General features: G+C 47.9%; 14 protein-coding genes and 1 pseudogene. 4 read left to right on the forward strand and 11 right to left on the reverse strand.

What is annotated here, in order from left to right:
• Together BGE37_RS23155 and BGE37_RS23160 are read left to right on the forward strand one after the other, a co-directional pair.
• Window positions 1-194, forward strand: a pseudogene (locus BGE37_RS23155) (ISAs1 family transposase); the annotation flags it as partial.
• Between the two features lie 214 nt (window positions 195-408).
• Window positions 409-1044 carry an aminopeptidase gene (locus BGE37_RS23160; RefSeq protein ID WP_105288505.1) on the forward strand — a complete coding sequence of 212 codons (636 nt, stop codon included), beginning with the start codon at window positions 409-411 and terminating at the stop codon, window positions 1042-1044.
• 391 nt (window positions 1045-1435) lie between these two features.
• Here the strand turns inward: BGE37_RS23160 and BGE37_RS23170 are convergent, their stop codons facing one another.
• Complete coding sequence (locus BGE37_RS23170) at window positions 1436-2005, reverse strand: flavin reductase family protein (protein ID WP_088542341.1); 570 nt, start codon at window positions 2003-2005, stop codon at window positions 1436-1438.
• 174 nt (window positions 2006-2179) lie between these two features.
• Here BGE37_RS23170 and nhoA point away from each other — a divergent pair, with 174 nt between their 5' ends.
• The gene (nhoA, locus tag BGE37_RS23175) at window positions 2180-3025 is read left to right on the forward strand and encodes an N-hydroxyarylamine O-acetyltransferase (RefSeq protein WP_000187938.1); all 846 of its coding nucleotides are present in this window, start codon (window positions 2180-2182) and stop codon (window positions 3023-3025) included.
• A 95-nt stretch (window positions 3026-3120) separates the two neighbouring features.
• Here nhoA and BGE37_RS23180 read toward each other — a convergent pair whose 3' ends face one another.
• The 10 genes from BGE37_RS23180 to yddG form a co-directional block, all read right to left on the reverse strand.
• Window positions 3121-4014 carry a PhzF family isomerase gene (locus BGE37_RS23180; protein ID WP_105288496.1) on the reverse strand — a complete coding sequence of 298 codons (894 nt, stop codon included), beginning with the start codon at window positions 4012-4014 and terminating at the stop codon, window positions 3121-3123.
• A 79-nt stretch (window positions 4015-4093) separates the two neighbouring features.
• Window positions 4094-4774, reverse strand: a complete 681-nt coding sequence (gene narI / locus BGE37_RS23185; protein WP_088542339.1) for a respiratory nitrate reductase subunit gamma — start codon at window positions 4772-4774, stop codon at window positions 4094-4096.
• Complete coding sequence (gene narW / locus BGE37_RS23190) at window positions 4771-5466, reverse strand: nitrate reductase molybdenum cofactor assembly chaperone (RefSeq protein WP_001166338.1); 696 nt, start codon at window positions 5464-5466, stop codon at window positions 4771-4773. Before narW ends, narI begins: the two co-directional genes overlap by 4 nt.
• Entirely contained in the window at window positions 5466-7010 is a 1545-nt protein-coding gene (gene narH / locus BGE37_RS23195) for a nitrate reductase subunit beta (protein ID WP_000702558.1), read from the reverse strand. The genes narW and narH overlap by 1 nt, the downstream gene beginning before the upstream one ends.
• Window positions 7007-10747 carry a nitrate reductase Z subunit alpha gene (gene narZ, locus BGE37_RS23200; protein ID WP_088542337.1) on the reverse strand — a complete coding sequence of 1247 codons (3741 nt, stop codon included), beginning with the start codon at window positions 10745-10747 and terminating at the stop codon, window positions 7007-7009. Before narZ ends, narH begins: the two co-directional genes overlap by 4 nt.
• 94 nt (window positions 10748-10841) lie before the next feature.
• Window positions 10842-12230 (reverse strand): nitrate/nitrite transporter NarU, encoded by a 1389-nt coding sequence (gene narU / locus BGE37_RS23205; protein WP_001207897.1) that lies wholly within the window; start codon window positions 12228-12230, stop codon window positions 10842-10844.
• Between the two features lie 324 nt (window positions 12231-12554).
• Window positions 12555-13805: a leucine-rich repeat domain-containing protein gene (locus BGE37_RS23210; RefSeq protein WP_105288497.1), complete on the reverse strand. Its 1251-nt coding sequence runs from the start codon at window positions 13803-13805 to the stop codon at window positions 12555-12557.
• A gap of 61 nt (window positions 13806-13866) precedes the next feature.
• Window positions 13867-15120, reverse strand: a complete 1254-nt coding sequence (locus BGE37_RS25270) for a leucine-rich repeat domain-containing protein (RefSeq protein WP_123057351.1) — start codon at window positions 15118-15120, stop codon at window positions 13867-13869.
• A gap of 169 nt (window positions 15121-15289) precedes the next feature.
• Window positions 15290-16390 (reverse strand): porin OmpC, encoded by a 1101-nt coding sequence (gene ompC, locus BGE37_RS23225; protein WP_105288498.1) that lies wholly within the window; start codon window positions 16388-16390, stop codon window positions 15290-15292.
• Between the two features lie 259 nt (window positions 16391-16649).
• The gene (yddG, locus tag BGE37_RS23230; protein WP_072000955.1) at window positions 16650-17531 is read right to left on the reverse strand and encodes an aromatic amino acid efflux DMT transporter YddG; all 882 of its coding nucleotides are present in this window, start codon (window positions 17529-17531) and stop codon (window positions 16650-16652) included.
• Between the two features lie 231 nt (window positions 17532-17762).
• Between yddG and fdnG the strand changes: the two genes are divergently transcribed.
• Window positions 17763-20810 carry a formate dehydrogenase-N subunit alpha gene (fdnG, locus tag BGE37_RS23240; protein ID WP_157944756.1) on the forward strand — a complete coding sequence of 1016 codons (3048 nt, stop codon included), beginning with the start codon at window positions 17763-17765 and terminating at the stop codon, window positions 20808-20810.
• Window positions 20811-20818 lie beyond the last annotated feature (8 nt).

A 20818-nucleotide genomic window follows, 5' to 3' on the forward strand; every position in this document is an offset into this window, starting at 1 on the left:
GTGGTAATGAATGAAGACGACTGCAAAATAAGAAGAGGAAATGCAGCAGAATTATTTTCAGGGATACGGCACATCGCTATTAATATTTTGACGAATGATGAGGTATTCAAGCAGGGTTAAGACGTAAGATGCGAAAAGCAACCATGGACAGAAAGTATCTGGCGTCAGTCCTTGCGGGGAGCGGGCTTTCGTAATCTTGCCCTGGGTGTTTATATTAAGTTAGCACTCCCCTTAACTATCATGAATACAAAGAGGTGAAAACAGGAGGGGATATTTTTGTTATATAACACCAGAGTGAATTAATAACACGCTGTCAGTGATATGCATATTTTCTCTAACAAAGGTTTAGTAAAATTCCTCAGAGTTAAGAAGATTCCGCCAAAGATTCCATATAATATTAAGGTTGTTATGAATAAAGGTAATAGATTACAACAATTAGAAGATATGTGTCGTGATATTATTAAAATTAATATGTGGTATGAACTCCCCGATTATGTATTTTTTTCAATATCTGACACCATCGATGGGACGAATGATGAATTTGCAATAAATGTGTATAAAAATATCGATAAAAGTCTTCTTGAAATATTATTGCATCCATCTGTTTTACTGTCAGTTGTTGAGTCCTTACAAAGTAATACTATAGCTGAGTATATCGTGAAATTGTCTGAAATAGAGATGAATTATGACGACTTGCTAATATCGGATGTTAAATCATGTCTTTTTATCAACTATGGATTCAATAACAGTGAATCGGTTGCGCTATTTAATAAGATTTACCGCGAATTAAAAGATATTGTAAAATCATCAAGAGTACATATAGATCATGAGAAAGATATTTTTGATGGCCTTAATCAAATCTTGGCTTTTTCCGATAATAATAAACATGAGTATTTTTTATATATAAAGGCATATTGGCTCAGTTTATACTTTTGTGAAATTTCACAGAACGTGAGAGAAAGAGATAAGTTGTCATTTTATTATAATGAATTTTCTGTCCGATTTCCTAATGTTGTCCTATATCCGTCATGCTACAAATTGTAAGGCTTGGCACCTGAAATTCATTGTTAATTCGAGACGCTTGATTGTCCACTATATCAAAACAGTCGTACCTCGGAATTTTCTCACATTAGTCCATACGGTATTCAATTTTCGCAACTGCGCCCTGAAATAAAAAACTGCAAAACTGCTTTTTCTTGACCTGTCCCAATCACGCAAGACTACTTTTAGTAGAGATCTCTAGCCATATCGATTTTAGTGCCGCCCGCGCATTTTATACAAAATAGGGCTTTATCAATGAGGCGATAATACGCAATTACTATGATGTTGGTGAGGATAAATTAATCTTCACTAAAAATATGCAATCGTGAGATAAAATATCTTTTAACTCATATGGAAACATTGCTTAAGCAACTTGGTTGCTGCATATGATTCTTTACCCCGCGGCAACTCGCTTCCCGCTGGTAACAAACGTGCCAGCACCTAAATGATGCAACGTATTGAGTTTATCATCATCAAACTGCCAGCGGCCTTCGACAAATACTCGTGCGTCTGCCGCTGCCGATACCACTTCGCCAAATAGCGTATCGTATTTTTCTTGCGCAGAAGTCGCTGGTAGCAATCGACACTCCATCCATGCCAGACATTTCTCTTCAACCAGCGGCAATCCAAGCACCGGACCTTTCACAACCGGAATGCCATAGCAATTAAATTTATCTTCTTCACGACCCGACACACTTCCCACCGCCCACGTCCAGTTAGTTGCCGCAACGCCCGGGATAACGATGCCAAATTTACCGTTACGCTCAATCAACTCCCTGGTCCATGTCGATTTATCTACCACAATCGCTATGCGTGGCGGTTCAAACTCCACCGGCATCGACCAGGCCGCAGCCATCACATTACGTCGCTGTGATTTTTCATCAAAAGTTGTTATCAAAACGGTGGGGCCGTGGTTTAACAGACGGCTGGCATGGTGTAATTCGACGGGGATGAATCGGCTCACGGTATCGCCTCGCTAAGAAGGTTGTTTTAAAAGCGTAGCTCGTAACGCAATAAGTAACGAAATTAACGGGATTGGCGATTTGCGAACGTGATGCATGTCCGCGATCGCACAAAATAGCCGGTGCGGCGTCTATTCCAGGTTATAAATTGAGAAAACCACAAACGGAAACGCCTGATGACGCCCATTCTGAATCACTATTTTACCCGCATTAACTGGTCGGGAGCGGCTGCGGTCAATATCGAAACGCTGCGCGCATTACACCTGAAACACAATTGCACCATTCCATTTGAAAATCTCGATGTTTTGCTGCCGAGAGAAATGCAGCTTGATGATCAATCGCTGGAAGAGAAATTGGTGCTCGCCCGGCGTGGTGGTTACTGCTTTGAGCAGAATGGCGTGTTTGAGCGGGTGTTACGCGAGCTGGGTTTTCAGGTACGCAGTCTGTTAGGGCGCGTAGTGTTATCTAATCCGCCAGCATTACCGCCGCGTACCCATCGTTTGTTGTTGGTGGAGCTGGAAGGCGAACACTGGATTGCCGATGTCGGTTTCGGTGGGCAGACTTTGACTGCGCCGATTCGTTTAGTGGCGGATATCGCGCAAACAACGCCACATGGCGAATATCGGCTGTTACAGGAAGGGAACGACTGGATTTTGCAGTTTAATCATCATCAGCACTGGCAGTCGATGTACCGTTTTGATCTCTGTGAACAACAACAAAGTGATTATGTGATGGGTAATTTCTGGTCGGCGCACTGGCCGCAATCGCATTTTCGCCATCATTTGCTGATGTGCCGCCATTTGCCGGACGGTGGAAAACTGACACTGACCAATTTTCATTTCACCCATTATGAAAATGGACATGCAGTGGAGCAGCGAAATCTAGCGGATGTGGCGTCGTTATATGCCGTGATGCAGGAGCAGTTTGGTCTGGGCGTAGATGACGCAAAGCATGGCTTTACTGTGGATGAACTGGCGTTGGTGATGGCGGCGTTTGATACGCATCCGGAGGCGGGGAAATAGTTTGTGCCAGGGGCCGGATGCGGCGTAAACGCCTACAACCGGCCCACATTAGCCCGGTTGTAGGCCTGATAAGCGAAGCGCATCAGGCAACGGTATCAAAAATCAATGGCCCATTCAGCATGGAAAAGAATCACCGCCGTGCCGGAAATGGTGACTTTCTCCGGTTGGTTATTGCGAATTGTCACCGTCACTTCAATCACGCCGTCACGCCCCAATGCGCGCCCCTGATGGCCTTTAACACGCAACACGTTGCCATCGTGGGGCAATACGTTGTGATGTACCAACCATGCACCCATCGGGCCATTGGCATTGCCGGTCACCGGATCTTCCACAATACCAATGGCAGGCGAGAACATACGACCATCGGTTTCGTTTTTGCCTGGGCGGATCTGGAACGGGAAGAAACCATTGCAGCCAATCTGCTTGCTGATTGCGGTCAGCGCAGCAAGGTCAGGCGAAAGGGCATCGATATCCACTTCTGGTTTCAACGGAATCATCACTTTTGAGTGTCCTGTGGTTGCCACCTGGATTGGCAAACCCGGCAGAATATTGTCTTCGGTAAGATGCAATGCGTTGATAATCGCCGCACGTGTTTCACCTTCCAGCGGTGGCTCAAAGCCCGGCGTACCTTGTTCCAGCGAAATACGATAATCATCGTTGTGCTTTTCGATAGTCACGCGATGTTTTCCTGCCAGCGACGTTTGCCAGACCGTGCAATTTCCCAAACCTAATACCTTTGAACGTACATAGTGCGCAGCCACCGTTGCGTGACCGCAAATTGGCACTTCAACCTTTGGCGTAAAGTAGCGAATGCGCACATCGCTGTCGTCGCTGTGCAGCAGAAAAGCAGTTTCCGAATGACCTAATTCGCGGGCGATAAGCTGCATTTGCGCTTCGCTAAGTTTATCGGCGGGAAAAACAACACCGGCAGAATTGCCGCGAAACGGTTGAGCGGTAAAAGCATCGACGTGGTACACCTGCGGTTTCATTAACGTTCTCCTGTGGCTGGAGAACTATCATAGCCTGCAAGTGGCCGGAGAGCGAAGGGCTATCCGGCCAGGGGGAGAATTATCGCCGCGAGCGCACAATCTGGTGCCGACGAGTAAAGTACTCAAAAGGCGCGCTCCACACGTGCACCAGTCGGGTGAACGGAAAGAGCAGGAAGATGGTCATTCCCAATACCAGATGCAGGCGGAAGACGAACGCTACGCCGTTAAGCATTTCTGACGATCCTCCACGGAAAGTGACGATACTTTGCGCCCAACCCACCAGTTTCATCATTTCGCTACCATCAGGATACTGTGCTGAAAACGGTATGGTACTTAGCCCCAACAAACATTGGATCAGCAATATGCTCATGATGATGATATCCGGCGTGGTGGAAGTAGCACGCACACGCTGATTTGTCAGCCTGCGCCACAGCAGTCCTGCACCGCCAATCAACGTCAACACGCCGCAAATACCGCCGAGCACCATTGCCATCAGTTGTTTCGCTGCCACTGGTAAAAACCACGCGTACATCCAGTGCGGTGTTAACATGCCGAACAGATGACCGAAGAAGATCCCCAGAATGCCGATATGGAACAGATTCGACCATATCACCATCCCGCGTTTATCGAGCATCTGGCTCGAGGAGGCGCGCCAGGTATACTGCCCGTAGTCATAGCGCAGCCAGCTGCCAAGGAAAAACACCGTCGCACAAATGTACGGGTAGATATCGTAAAAAAAGACGTTCAGATACTGAATCATTTCCCACCTCCCGCACTGATGTCGACGTACTGCGGCGCGACATCCTGGCTAAAACGTCGCTGATATTGATTAAGCGGCGAGCTGTCACACGCCGTGGCGTTATCTTCAATAAACTTCACCTGTTCTTCTTCCCACACCGCATCCAGCGCCTGGCGGGTGTCGTCACGCTCTTCACTACGAATTTGTTTTGTGACACTGTCACTTGACAGGGGACTTCCTGCCAGTTGCAAAAGGGCGTCAAATAACGCGTACCACGGTGTCTCGCGTTGTTTTAAGCGTCCGCCAAGCAGGGCGAGGATCGGCGCAACGTTGAGTAATCCTTCTTTTGCCTGATCGTCCGGCAGCACACTTAAGTACTCCAGGTACAGCGGCAGATAATCGGGCAGTTCCCGACAATCCAGTTGCAGACCGACCTTTTCATACTCCGCCAGCAGGTCCACCATTGCCTGGCCTCGATCGCGGGATTCGGCATGAACATGTTCGAACAGCAGCAGCGACGTGGTGCGCCCGCGGTCGAACACTTCACACCATTCGGCCTGTTTATCCAGCAGCGGCGCGTTGAGCAGGTCGAGTGCAAAATCGGTGAGCATCGACGCGTCGCGGCGGATTAATGCCAGCGCGTCGTCCTTACACTCCCACAACAGCTCGTCCGGGTACTCCATCAACAGGCCGATCACTTTGAGGATCTGCATTATTCTCCCTCCGCTTTATCGCGCACTTCGGTAATGTTGATGGCATCGATACGGCTACTGTTGAACAGGTTGAATTTGCTGTCTGAGCCGTGGCAACCGTCGCCAAAGCTGAAGCCGCAGCCGTTGCGTTCTGCGAAGGCATCACCCGCCATTTCCCGATGACTGGTTGGAATGACAAAACGGTCTTCATAGTTGGCAATGGCGAGGTAGCGATACATCTCTTCGACCTGGGCGACGCTCAGGCCTACTTCGTCAATGGCGCGGGTATCGGTAACACCTTCCACGGTTTGTGAACGCATATAGTGGCGCATCGCCATCATCCGTTTCAGCGCCCGCAGTACCGGACCGGTATCACCGGCACTCAACATATTGGCGAGATATTGCACCGGAATACGCAGGCTTTCGATGGCGGGCAGCACGCCTTCGCTTTTTGGCAAGCCGCCCGCATCTGCATAGGACTGAATCGGTGACAGCGGAGGAACGTACCAGACCATCGGCAGGGTGCGGTATTCAGGGTGCAGCGGTAACGCCAGTTTCCAGTCCATCGCCATTTTGTAGACTGGCGAACGCTGGGCAGCTTCAATCACGTTTTGTGGAATACCTTGTTTCAGGGCTTCTTCGATCACTGAGGGATCGTGCGGATCGAGGAACACTTCGCACTGGCGTTCATAGAGGTCAACTTCGCGCTCGGTGCTCGCCGCTTCCTCGATGCGGTCGGCGTCGTAAAGCAGCACGCCCAGATACCGGATGCGACCCACGCAGGTTTCTGAGCACACGGTGGGTTGGCCTGACTCAATTCGTGGGTAACAGAAGATGCATTTTTCTGACTTGCCGCTTTTCCAGTTGAAGTAGATTTTTTTGTACGGACAACCGCTAATGCACAAACGCCAGCCACGGCATTTATCCTGATCGATCAGCACAATGCCGTCTTCTTCGCGTTTGTAGATCGCGCCGCTTGGGCAGGTCGCCACGCAACTGGGATTGAGGCAGTGTTCGCACAGGCGCGGCAGGTACATCATGAAGGTGTTTTCAAACTGCCCGTACATCTCCTTTTGCATGGCCTCGAAGTTGCGGTCACGGGCGCGTTTTTCGAATTCGCCGCCCAACAATTCTTCCCAGTTTGGCCCCCAGATCACTTTGTCCATCCGTTTGCCGTCAATCAGTGAACGCGGGCGAGCAGTAGGGATATGTTTGCCTTCCGGTGCGCTATGCAAATGTTCGTAGTCGAAGGTGAAAGGTTCGTAGTAATCATCAATCTGCGGCACCACCGGGTTGGCGAAGATTTTGGTTATTACGCCCATTTTGCTGCCCAGACGCGGGCGTATCTTGCCATTCACATCACGCACCCAGCCGCCTTGCCACTCTTCCTGATCTTCCCAGTTTTTCGGATAACCAATGCCCGGTTTGGTTTCGACGTTGTTAAACCATGCGTACTCCATGCCTTCGCGTCCGGTCCAGACGTTTTTACAGGTCACCGAACAGGTATGGCAGCCGATACATTTATCGAGGTTAAGCACCATGCCGACTTGCGAACGTATTTTCATTTTTTCGCCTCCTGTACCTGATCGCGACCTTCATCATCCAGCCAGTTAACGTTTTTCATCTTGCGGATCATGATAAATTCGTCGCGGTTCGAGCCGACGGTGCCGTAGTAGTTAAAGCCCCAGGCCAGCTGCGCGTAACCGCCAATCATATGCGTTGGTTTTGGGCAAACGCGGGTGACCGAGTTATGAATGCCGCCGCGCATGCCGGTTACTTCCGAACCAGGAATATTCATAATGCGTTCCTGAGCGTGATACATCATGGTCATACCCGGCGGTACACGTTGGCTGACCACCGCGCGGGCAGTCAGCGCGCCGTTGGCGTTAAACACTTCCACCCAGTCGTTATCGACAATGGTCAATTCACGGGCATCGGTTTCGCTGATCCAGACAATCGGTCCACCGCGAGAGAGCGTTAGCATTAGCAGGTTTTCACTGTAGGTTGAGTGAATGCCCCATTTCTGATGCGGCGTCAGGAAGTTAAGTGCTCTTTCCGGGAAGCCGTTTGGCGGTATCTGGCGCATTTCACTGACGCTACGGGTGTCGATAGGCGGGCGATAAGCCACCAGACTTTCACCAAAGGCACGCATCCACGGATGATCCTGATAAAGCTGCTGGCGTCCCGACAGCGTGCGCCACGGAATTAACTCATGAACGTTGGTGTATCCCGCGTTATAGGAGACGTGATCGCTTTCCAGACCAGACCATGTGGGGCTGGAGATAATTTTACGTGGCTGCGCCTGAATATCGCGAAAGCGAATCTTTTCGTCCTCTTTGTGCAGCGCCAGATGGGTATGTTCGCGTCCGGTGATCTCGCCCAGCGCATGCCACGCTTTGACTGCAACATGACCGTTGGTTTCCGGTGCCAGCGCCAGAATCACTTCTGATGCGTCAATGGCGGTGTCAATCAGCGGTCGCCCCTGTGCCGGGCCATCACGCTTGGTGTAATTGAGTTTGCCGAGGAAATCGATTTCATCCTGGGTATTCCACGAAATCCCTTTACCGCCGTTGCCAAGTTTGTCCATCAATGGCCCGAGCGAGGTAAAGCGATCATAGGTAGCAGGGTAGTCGCGTTCCACCGCTACAATATTGGGCGCGGTTTTACCCGGGATCAGATCGCATTCCCCTTTGCGCCAGTCGAGCACTTCACACGGCTGCGAAAGCTCTGCCGGAGAGTCATGCAGCAGCGGTTGCAGTACCACGTCAGTTTCTTTGCCGAGATGGCCCACGCACACTTGCGAAAAGACTTTGGCGATACCTTTGTAGATTTCCCAGTCGCTGCGTGACTCCCAGGCCGGATCGACCGCCGCAGAAAGTGGATGAATAAACGGATGCATATCTGAGGTATTCATATCGTCTTTTTCGTACCAGGTGGCGGTGGGCAGAACGATATCGGAGAACAGGCAGGTACTGGACATACGGAAGTCGAGCGTCACCAGCAGGTCGAGCTTGCCTTCAATCGCCGCAGTTTGCCACTCGACTTCTTCTGGTTTGATCCCGTCGCTGGCACCGAGTTCCTCACCCTGAATCCCGCTTTCCGTACCCAGCAAATACTTCTGCATATACTCGTGACCTTTGCCGGAGGAGCCAAGCAGGTTAGAGCGCCAGACAAACAAGTTACGCGGATGATTGCTACCGCTATCTGGCTGTTCGCAGGCCATACGTAAATCGCCCGATTTCAGAGCCTGGGCGGTAAATTCTGTGGGGGATAATCCGGCCTTGTCGGCTTCAGCTTTAATCCCGAGCGGGTTACGCCCCAGCTGCGGCGCAGAAGGTAGCCAGCCCATACGTTCGGCGCGAACGTTGAAATCAATCAGATGACCGCTGTACTTACTGGCATCGGCGAGCGGTGAAAGTAACTCCTGAGCAGAGACTTTTTCATAGCGCCATTGGCTGGAATGATTGTAGAAAAACGAGGTGCTGTTCATCTGGCGCGGTGGTCGGTTCCAGTCGAGCGCAAAGGCCAGCGGCAACCAGCCGGTTTGCGGGCGCAGTTTTTCCTGACCGACATAGTGTGCCCAGCCGCCACCGCTTTGCCCGACACAACCGCAGAAGATTAGCATGTTGATCATCCCACGGTAGTTCATGTCCATGTGATACCAATGGTTGACGCCAGCACCGAGGATAATCATCGAGCGCCCATGCGTTTTATGGGCGGTATCGGCAAATTCACGGGCGATGGTTTCAATATACTGGCGCGGTACGCCGGTAATTTGCTCGCCCCAGGCAGGGGTGTAAGGTTTAATTTCAGCGTAATCTTTCGCGCTGTTTTCATCTTCCAGCCCGCGATCGAGGCCATAATTCGCCAGTACCAAATCATAAACGCTGACGACCGGACAGGTGTTGCCATCGGCTAATGTCAGGTTTTTAACGGGCAATTGGCGCACCAGGACCGGATTGTGTTTTACGCTTCGAAAATGCGGATTTTCAATGCCGCCAAAGTAGGGGAAGGCCACGCCTGCAACGGCATCATGTTGACCGAGCAGAGTTAACGACAATTCGGTTTCCGTACCGGCGGCAATGGATTCCAGATTCCATTTGCCTTTTTCTCCCCAGCGAAAACCAATCGAACCGTTCGGCACCACCAGTTCACCTGCTGTATTAACTGCTACGGTTTTCCACTGCGGATTGTTGCTTTCGCCCAACCCATCCACCAGGTCAGATGCACGGATCATCCGTCCGGGAACGTAGCTGCCATCGTCGCGCGGTTCAAGCATTACCAGCATCGGCATGTCGCTATAGCGGCGGCAGTAATTGATAAAGTAGTCGCTGGGATTATCGAGATGGAACTCTTTTAAAATCACATGGCCCATTGCCATTGCCAGGGCGCTATCAGTGCCTTGTTTCGGTGCCAGCCACTGGTCGCACAATTTGGCTACTTCAGAGTAGTCCGGGGTAATGGCGATAGTTTTGGTACCTTTGTAACGTACTTCGGTAAAGAAGTGGGCGTCTGGTGTGCGCGTTTGCGGTACGTTAGAACCCCAGGCGATGATATAGCTGGAGTTATACCAGTCGGCAGATTCTGGCACGTCGGTTTGCTCGCCCCAGGTCATCGGCGAGGCAGGCGGCAGGTCGCAATACCAGTCATAGAAACTTAAACAGGTGCCACCTAACAGCGACAGATAACGTGTTCCGGCGGCGTAAGAAACCATCGACATCGCCGGAATCGGCGAGAAACCGGCAACGCGATCCGGGCCGTAAGTTTTGATGGTCCAGACGTTAGCGGCGGCAATCAACTGGTTTAGCTCCTGCCAGTTGGAGCGGATAAAGCCGCCACGCCCACGCACTTGTTTGTAGCTCAGGCACTTTTGCGGATCGTTCATAATCGATGCCCACGCCAGTACCGGATCGCTGTGTTGCTTGAGGGCTTCGCGCCACAGTTCAATCAGTCGTTTACGAATGAGCGGGTATTTCAGGCGGTTAGCGCTGTAAAGATACCAGGAGTAACTTGCGCCACGCGGGCAGCCGCGAGGTTCATGATTGGGCAGGTCAGGGCGAGTGCGCGGGTAGTCGGTCTGTTGGATTTCCCAGGTCACCAGACCATTTTTAACGTAGATTTTCCAGCTACAGGAGCCTGTACAGTTAACGCCGTGGGTGGAACGCACGATTTTGTCGAACTGCCAACGCTGGCGATAGCTGTCCTCCCAGTCGCGGTTGCTATGCATCACCTGTCCGTGACCATCGGCAAAGGTTTCGCCCTTTTGTTTGAAGTAGCGAAAGCGATCCAAAAGTTTACTCATGACATAACTCCTGCTCCAGGAATGAATTGGGATCTGATGCCTTGTCGGATGCGACACGGTTGTAGCCTGATAAGACGTGTCAGGCATCGATTTCTTATTTTTGGCTGAACTTCCGCCGACCATAAACCAGCCAGGTCAGCAGCACACAAACGATGTAGAAGATTAAAAACACTTTCATCGCGCCTACCGGCGAGCCGGTCATATTGAGCGACATGCCAAACGCCTGCGGAATGAAAAAGCCGCCCACTGCGCCAATGGCTGAGATAAAGCCCAGAGCCGCCGCCGTTTCGGTGACGGCTTCTCTCTGAGCTTGCTCATCACTACCGCCTTTCATCTTCACCCGATAAATGGTTATCTGGCGAAAGATGACGGCGATCATCTGGAAAGTAGAACCACTTCCCAGACCTGCGGTCAGAAACAACCCCATAAATACGGCGTAAAATGCGATGAAATTACCGGAGCCTGTGCCCGGTAAGGTAAGGAACAGCAGGGCGCTGAAAATCGCCATAAAAATGAAGTTGATCAACGTCACCCGCACGCCGCCGAATTTATCGGAAATAGCACCACCAACCGACCGCGCGATGGCACCGATAAATGGGCCAAAGAACGCCAGACGCAGAATATTCACATCCGGGAACTGGGTTTTCGCCAGCATGGCAAAACCCGCAGAAAAACCGATAAACGAACCGAAGGTGGCGAGATAGAGAAGACTGAGCAGCCAGAGATGCAGACGTTGTAATACAGGCAATTGATCGGCGATTGACGCGCGTGAACTGGCGATATCATTCATCCCTAACCAGGCGGCAATAGTGGCAATCGCCAGTAATGGCACCCAAATCCATGCGGCATTCGCCAGCGACATCACCGAACCGTCGGCCTGTGGTACGCCATTGACACCGAGAAAGGCAAATACGGGGATAAAAATCACCAGCGGCGCAACCAGCTGCATCACGCTTACGCCTAAGTTTCCTAATCCACCATTAATCCCAAGTGCGCTCCCTTGTTTGGCTTTTGGGAAGAAGAAACTGATATTGCCCATGCTCGAAGCAAAGTTCGCCCCTGCAAAACCGCATAGCAAAGCGATAACGATAAATATCCCAAAAGGAGTATTCGGATTCTGCACGGCAATTCCGAGCCAGACGCAAGGAATAATCAGGATTGCAGTACTAAAAACCGTCCATCGGCGTCCACCAAATATAGGCACCATAAAGGAGTAGGGGACACGCAATAATGCGCCAGAAACGGAGGGTAATGCGGTTAATAAAAAGAGTTGATCGGTAGTGAAATTAAAACCGATTTTATTGAGATTAACAGTAACTGCGCTAAATAGCATCCAGACACAGAAGGCAAGAAGTAGACAACTGACTGATATCCAGAGGTTTCTTCGTGCAATATGCTTTCCTTTATTTTCCCAGAAGGCCGGGTTTTCTGGTTTCCAGTCGCGCAAAAGATAACGACTATTTTTCTCATTTTGCAGTGCCATATTGTTCCTCACATGTACACATTGGTAATGAAAAAAAGACAAAACAGGAGGTAAGGCGCAATAGCCAGTTATTAGAATTAAGGATGAATTAGGTGAAGTGCTGATTGAAAGAATAGATAAGAAAGCGTAACCGCGGGGGCAGAATGGGGATTAAGCAGACAGATATGTGTTACTAAATGTAACTAACAGGCTAACCTTCAAACGGGGGTTAATCTTTGAACGTATGCCATGTTTCAACCCTTCAGATCGTGAATCTAAAGGGTTGCATATTAACTATATTCTTAATAAGACCAGACACTTATAGAATTAGTGATGATTTATTCACTAAAAAGGCCATGAGCTGGAGGAAAACGATCTGTCCAGAAAGTCTATCGGTTCCTCTCTTATCGCCTCATTGTAATAATCGTTATTACAGTAAGTATTGTTTATTTCATCTAAGGTCATATTTTTAATTTTTATATTCATCTGATTTACAACTTCTTCTGTTTTATAAGTGTGTATATTATATGGGGTGTATGCTTCTTTAAAAGTATAGTGAAACAATTCGTTTTCCACATCTACTCCGTCAGAGTGAACTTCAAATGCACCAGGCGAAAGAATTGCCAGGCCAGTATTAAGCTTAAGTGCTGGGGAAAACAAATTAAATAACATGAGCTGCATAGTAGGGCAATTGTTCTTCCCAGAAACATTTAAAAAATTTAAGTTTTTGCTCTGTTTTATTATGGGGAATAAAGTTCCAATATCGGATGTATTCTTAGTGTCAATGCGGGTTATTTTATTATTGTCCAGTCTTAAACTTTTGATAGATGAAAGATAAGTCAGGAAATGAAGGTTTATTTTTTTCAACTGATTGTTCGCAGCGTTTAATGTCTGTACATTGCAGAAGTTGCTAAAGAATATTTTAATTTCAGAAAGCAAGTTGTTGTTGATAAGTAACGTATTCAAGTTGGGAAATAAGGCATTATGTAAACTTGTTAGTTTATTATGGGATAGATCCAGAAGTAAGAGTTCATCTTTATTTCCTGCAGCAATATCAGTTAATTGATTGTGGCTGAGATTCAGGTACTGCAGCCTTTCGCAACATTCTAATTGCACAAACTCTAGTTGATTATGTGCCGCACTAAAATAAGTAACTGATGAAAGCCCATCTATATCAATATTTCTGAGAGCATTATTATTCACAGATATATGTTTAATGCTTACATTTCTGCCTTGAGGAAAATTTATAGACTCAAGAGCATTACTATTCAGACTAAGGTTGATGAGTTTATCGTAGTTGGTTGCATCAAAATGTTTGAGTTGGTTCTCATCAAGATTGATAGAGGTGAAGTTTTGCAGCCCTGGTGGTTGAGTAGTTAAATTAAGTCCAGATAAATCAATGTCATTCTGCTTCGACAAAAAAGCACGGTTTATCCTTTCTGCCGCTTCTTTTCGGCATTCTTGACGATGAAGTTCACCTGTGACTATGCATTTTTCTTTCCATTTATTCAATTCATGCATCCAGCTATATAAATTCTGTTCGGGGAGTCGCTGTAGGGACTGCTTTGTTTTAAAAAAGATTAAAGGAAACTTCATAACTACTCCATGGCAATAATATATTTTTTGATTTATTATCCTTGATTAATCAGGATGTTTTTTATAACTCTGTGGTAAAGGATTGGCTTAACCAATTATGAAATGTTGGTCCATAACCTAAGGAAGTTTTATTCTCATCATAAATGTAATAACAGATAGGGGTACCTGTTGCGTCCTTGAGTTCTGAGGATGAGGATGAGGATAGGGGAGTGTCGTTATCAAACCGACACGCGCGATACATAGGCAGAATAGCTTTTAATTCTTCTTCAGAAAGTGTTGTTTCTTGTTCTGTTAAAGTTAAATTGCTGAAATAAGGTTTTGAACGGTAACGAATCGACATTGAATCATTGTTTTCTTTATTATCACCTTCAGTATTTTTGCTTACTTCTACAAGATGCTTATTACTGGTATCGATATTTTTAATTGCTAGATCATAAGATATCTTAATGGTCACTTCATCAATATTATCAACTAAATCCATTATTGCATTCCAGTACTGCATTTGTGCAATAGGATCATTGTTAATACCGTTAACTGATAAATACCAAAGATGTTTTGATGATATTAACTCATTAATGTTATCTGTTGGCAATAAATTGTTGTTACTTAAGTCTAAATATTCAAGTATCGCAGTGCTTTTAGCGTTTAAATTTGCAATATGGTTGTCGTTTAAAGCGATTTTTTTCACCATGGGGTGATAGTGTAATTTAAGATCATTGATCATATTGTGACAAGCACTTAACTCAATCAGAGATTCTTGTTGAGAAACATCCAGCGATGTTAGCTGGTTATTATCAAGGTTAAGAAATTTCAGTTTATAACTGTCAGAAATATTAATTTCTTTTAGATTATTATTTTGCGCTTCCAGATTAACCAATGAATGCTGATTTTTTAAATCTAAACTTTCCAGCTTGTTGCAATCGATATAAATATTTTCCAGTTTTGATTCATTTGGAAAGGTTATCGTTTCAATATTATTCAAGGTGAGGTTGATATTGATAAGACTAGCATTGTCGGTAAAGTCAAGGAAAGTTAGACAATTCCCCTCCAAATTCAATGTTTTAACTGTAGGGGGGATAGGCGGTAACTCACTCAAATCAAGATATGACAAATTAAGAGATTCCATGTTTGAGTTGTAAGCTTCATTAATTCGCTCTAGAATAGTTCTTTTTTCTACGCCATTATTAAGCGATTTCTCACCCCATTGTGCCAGTTGTTCAAAAAAATTGCTGGCGTTGGTTTCTCTGTTAGGTAATGCGTTATTCACTTGATAACTGGCATTATTTTTTACACAAGCTGTATTAATATTGGTCATAATCACTCATCAATAAATATTATACTAAGATGTCCCCGGAGGGTATGGAAGAATATTAATTGAGGTGAATGACCAGAAATATCAAAAATTGCTCATTTTTACTTAAGGAGTCATACAGCAGCACTTAAATCAAAAACCAGCCCAGAGAAGGGCTGGTCAGGAGAGGATGTTAGAACTGATAGGTAATGCCCGTTGCGACGATGTTATCGGTGCGAATATCTACAGCACGGGTAAAGTCGCTTTCATCGATCAGGTTGATTTTATAATCAACATAGGTCGACATATTTTTGTTGAAGAAATACGTTGCACCAACGTCGATATACTCAATCATGTCCTGATCGCCGTAACGCCCCAGATCTCTGCCTTTTGATTTCAGGTAAGCGAGTGATGGGCGCAAGCCGAAGTCGAATTGATATTGGACCACCACTTCGAAACTTTGTGCTTTGTTAGAGATATAACCATCACCATAGGTGGTCATGTTTAATGTTTCAGCGTAATTAGCTGCAAAGTAAATGTTGTTGGCATCATATTTTATACCTGTTGCCCACAGTTCTGCATTCTTACCGGAGGCATTGAGAGGATTAGCCGCTGCTCTTTCCTGCGCATTTGTCCGATCAGATTTGGTATACACAGCACCGATCCCAAAGCCATCATAAACATAAGTTGAGGAGATACCGAAACCGTCACCATTGGCACGCGTATAGTCAGCACCATAAAGATGAGCGTTGTCAGTGCGTTCATTTTTGCCTTGATATTGTGCAGCAAAATTCAGCCCTTCAATTAAGCCAAAGAAATCGTAGTTGCGATAGGTTGCCACACCAGTGGTACGATATGTCATGAAGACATCTTTCTGGCTCCAGGTATCGCCACCAAATTCTGGCAACATATCGGTCCATGAACCAATGTCATAACCGACACCGTAGTTACGACCATAGTCCAGAGAGCCAAATTCACTAATTTTTAAACCTGCATAGGCAAGACGGGTTTTGTTGCCGCGCGAGCCGTTGGCTTCATCGTTATAGCCTTTAAAATCATATTCCCAGTGACCAAAACCAATCATTTGATCATTGATTTGCGTTTCTCCTTTAAAACCGAGACGGGCATAAGTTTTATCACCATCGTCACGCTTATCATCAGTAAAATAACGTAGAGCGGTAACCTTGCCATAAAGGTCGAGTTTATTACCATCCTTGTTATATACTTCGGCAGCATGTGCTACGTTCGCAGCTAACAAACCAGTTACAACCACCGCAACTATTTTTAATTTCATTTAACAGTATCCTTTTAATTATCGTTAAACCTATTTTCTAAACGAATTTTAAACGGCGTCATTTACAAATGACATACTGTTTTTAAAATAGAATGGTGATTAAAAACAATGAGAATACTAGATGAAATAATATTATTTGTCGATATGTGATCGAAGTCGAAATGAGATATAAGGTGAATTACTGGTATTTGAAATTTATTTTTTATTATTGTCGTAATTTAGCGGGTTAACTGCCGGGTGCTATGACCCGACAATAATTTTATCCACGACGTGTCGCCAGCCAGCAGAGCAGGGAACCGCCGCAGACCATCAGTGCGCCTTGCCAGAATGAGAACGATAGCGGAGCACTAAGCAGTACCGCAGCAAGCGCCGACGAAAGTACGGGCGTAAAATACGAACCTACTGCCATAATGGTGACGTTGCCATGTAAAATGCCAACGTTCCACGCAGCGTAAGCAAATCCTAAGGTAAATGCCGCAGAGATGAGTTTAATCATGACGGGTGTGCTAAATACCATCTCCGGTTGCGGCGTTAAAAAATAGTAAACCCACAAACTTGCTCCTGTCAGCAGGACGAAAACGGTAATACCGTTAAATCCGCGTGCGTATTTATTCGTTACTGTACAATAGGCTGCCCAGATAAAAGCGCCAATGAACGCCAGGAAATAACTTAATGGACTGGTGGTAATATTATTGATGATTTCATCATAGTGTAACCCATTGTCACCGCCTAACACCCAACAGACACCGACCAGGGCTAATAATAATCCAGGTACAATCAGCCAGTTGGTTTTCTGACCATTAAACAGAATGGCAAAGAGAATTGTCAGACTGGGCCATAGATAGTTCACCATACCTACTTCAATCGCCTGATGACGGCTCGCCGCATACCCTAAGGAAAGCGCCAGACAGATTTCATAGCTGACGAATAACAGACTCCCGGCGAGCAAATAGCCTTTCGGGATCTGCCGAATTCGCGGAAATCCAACCGTGAAGATTAACAGCAGCCCGCTTAATGAATAGATAGCAGCTGCGCCGCCGACCGGGCCGAGCCCCTCACTGACACCGCGAATCAATCCTACCATTGTGCTCCACAGGACGATCGCTATTAGCCCTATGAGCGTTGCTTTTTGTCGTGTCATGCTCGCTGTTTTGTCTCTCTTGCCGTTAAAAATTAAGCTGAATTTTATAGCATTTTTTTAACTGGCCTGTCAGGCAGTGGTGCGTTTTTCTACCGCTATTGAGGTAGGTCAATTTGCGCAGGCGGATTATTTTGTGGCAAACAGCTGTTCTTTTTGATTTCGCGCAAAAAGATTCAGAATTTTACTGTTAGTTTCCTCGCGCAGTAATACCCCTGAAAAAAGAGGAAAGCAATGGACGTCAGTCGCAGACAATTTTTTAAAATCTGCGCGGGCGGTATGGCGGGAACAACAGTCGCGGCATTGGGCTTTGCCCCGAAGCAAGCACTGGCTCAGGCGCGAAACTACAAATTATTACGCGCGAAAGAGATCCGTAACACTTGTACATACTGTTCCGTAGGTTGCGGGCTATTGATGTATAGCCTGGGTGATGGCGCGAAAAACGCCAGAGAAGCGATTTATCACATTGAAGGTGACCCGGATCATCCGGTAAGCCGTGGTGCGCTGTGCCCGAAAGGGGCCGGATTGCTGGATTACGTCAACAGCGAAAACCGTCTGCGCTACCCGGAATATCGTGCGCCAGGTTCTGACAAATGGCAGCGCATTAGCTGGGAAGAAGCATTCTCCCGCATTGCGAAGCTGATGAAGGCAGACCGTGACGCTAACTTTATTGAAAAGAATGAGCAGGGCGTAACGGTAAACCGTTGGCTTTCTACCGGTATGCTGTGTGCTTCCGGTGCCAGCAACGAAACCGGGATGCTGACACAGAAATTTGCCCGCTCCCTCGGGATGCTGGCGGTAGACAACCAGGCGCGCGTCTGACACGGACCAACGGTAGCAAGTCTTGCTCCAACATTTGGTCGCGGTGCAATGACCAACCACTGGGTGGATATCAAAAACGCTAACGTCGTAATGGTGATGGGCGGTAACGCTGCTGAAGCGCATCCCGTCGGTTTTCGCTGGGCGATGGAAGCGAAAAACAACAACGATGCAACCTTGATCGTTGTCGATCCCCGTTTTACGCGTACCGCTTCTGTGGCGGATATCTACGCACCTATTCGTTCCGGTACGGACATTACGTTCCTGTCTGGCGTTTTGCGCTACCTGATCGAAAACAACAAGATCAACGCCGAATACGTTAAGCATTACACCAACGCCAGCCTGCTGGTGCGTGATGATTTTACTTTTGAAGACGGCCTGTTCAGCGGTTATGACGCTGAAAAACGTCAGTACGATAAGTCGTCCTGGAACTATCAGTTCGATGAAAATGGCTATGCGAAACGCGATGAAACACTGACCCATCCGCGCTGTGTGTGGAACTTGCTGAAAGCGCACGTTTCCCGTTACACGCCGGACGTAGTAGAAAACATCTGCGGTACGCCAAAAGCTGACTTCCTGAAAGTATGTGAAGTGCTGGCCTCCACCAGCGCGCCGGATCGCACAACCACCTTCCTGTACGCGCTGGGCTGGACCCAACACACCGTGGGTGCGCAGAACATCCGTACTATGGCGATGATCCAGTTGCTGCTCGGTAACATGGGTATGGCTGGTGGCGGCGTGAACGCATTGCGTGGTCACTCCAACATTCAGGGCCTGACTGACTTAGGTCTGCTCTCTACCAGCCTGCCGGGTTATCTGACGCTGCCGTCAGAAAAACAGGTTGATTTGCAGTCGTATCTGGAAGCGAACACGCCGAAAGCGACGCTGGCTGATCAGGTGAACTACTGGAGCAACTATCCGAAGTTCTTCGTTAGCCTGATGAAATCTTTCTACGGCGATGCTGCGCAGAAAGAGAACAACTGGGGCTACGACTGGCTGCCCAAGTGGAACCAGACCTACGACGTCATCAAGTATTTCAACATGATGGATGAAGGTAAAGTCACCGGTTATTTCTGCCAGGGCTTTAACCCGGTTGCGTCCTTCCCGGACAAAAACAAAGTGGTGAGCTGCCTGAGCAAGCTGAAGTACATGGTGGTTATCGATCCGCTGGTGACTGAAACCTCCACCTTCTGGCAGAACCACGGCGAGTCGAACGATGTCGATCCGGCGTCTATTCAGACTGAAGTATTCCGTCTGCCTTCGACCTGCTTTGCCGAAGAAGATGGTTCTATCGCTAACTCCGGTCGCTGGTTGCAGTGGCACTGGAAAGGTCAGGATGCGCCGGGCGAAGCGCGTAATGACGGCGAAATTCTGGCGGGTATCTACCATCATCTGCGCGAGCTGTACCAGGCCGAAGGTGGTAAAGGCGTAGAACCGCTGATGAAGATGAGCTGGAACTACAAGCAGCCGCACGAACCGCAGTCTGACGAAGTGGCGAAAGAGAATAACGGCTATGCGCTGGAAGATCTCTATGACGCTAATGGCGTACTGATTGCGAAGAAAGGGCAGTTGCTGAGTAGCTTTGCGCATCTGCGTGATGACGGTACAACCGCATCTTCTTGCTGGATCTACACCGGTAGCTGGACAGAGCAGGGCAACCAGATGGCCAACCGCGATAACTCCGACCCGTCCGGTCTGGGGAATACGCTGGGATGGGCCTGGGCGTGGCCGCTCAACCGTCGCGTGCTGTACAACCGTGCTTCGGCGGATATCAACGGTAAACCTTGGGATCCGAAACGGATGCTGATCCAGTGGAACGGCAGCAAGTGGACGGGTAACGATATTCCGGACTTCGGCAATGCCGCACCGGGTACGCCAACCGGGCCGTTTATCATGCAGCCGGAAGGGATGGGACGCCTGTTTGCCATCAACAAAATGGCGGAAGGTCCGTTCCCGGAACACTACGAGCCAATTGAAACGCCGCTGGGCACTAACCCGCTGCATCCGAACGTGGTGTCTAACCCGGTGGTTCGTCTGTATGAACAAGACGCGCTGCGGATGGGTAAAAAAGAGCAGTTCCCGTATGTGGGTACGACCTACCGTCTGACCGAGCACTTCCACACCTGGACCAAGCACGCGTTGCTCAACGCAATTGCTCAGCCGGAACAGTTTGTGGAAATCAGCGAAACGCTGGCGGCGGCGAAAGGCATTGCCAATGGCGATCGTGTCACTGTCTCCAGCAAGCGTGGCTTTATCCGCGCGGTGGCTGTGGTAACGCGCCGTCTGAAACCACTGAATGTAAACGGTCAGCAGGTTGAAACGGTGGGTATTCCAATCCACTGGGGCTTTGAGGGTGTCGCGCGTAAAGGTTATATCGCTAACACTCTGACGCCGAATGTCGGTGATGCAAACTCGCAAACGCCGGAATATAAAGCGTTCTTAGTCAACATCGAGAAGGCGTAAGGGGGCGA

It is taken from the genome of Escherichia sp. MOD1-EC6300, assembly GCF_002965045.1.
Lineage (GTDB): Bacteria > Pseudomonadota > Gammaproteobacteria > Enterobacterales > Enterobacteriaceae > Escherichia > Escherichia coli_F.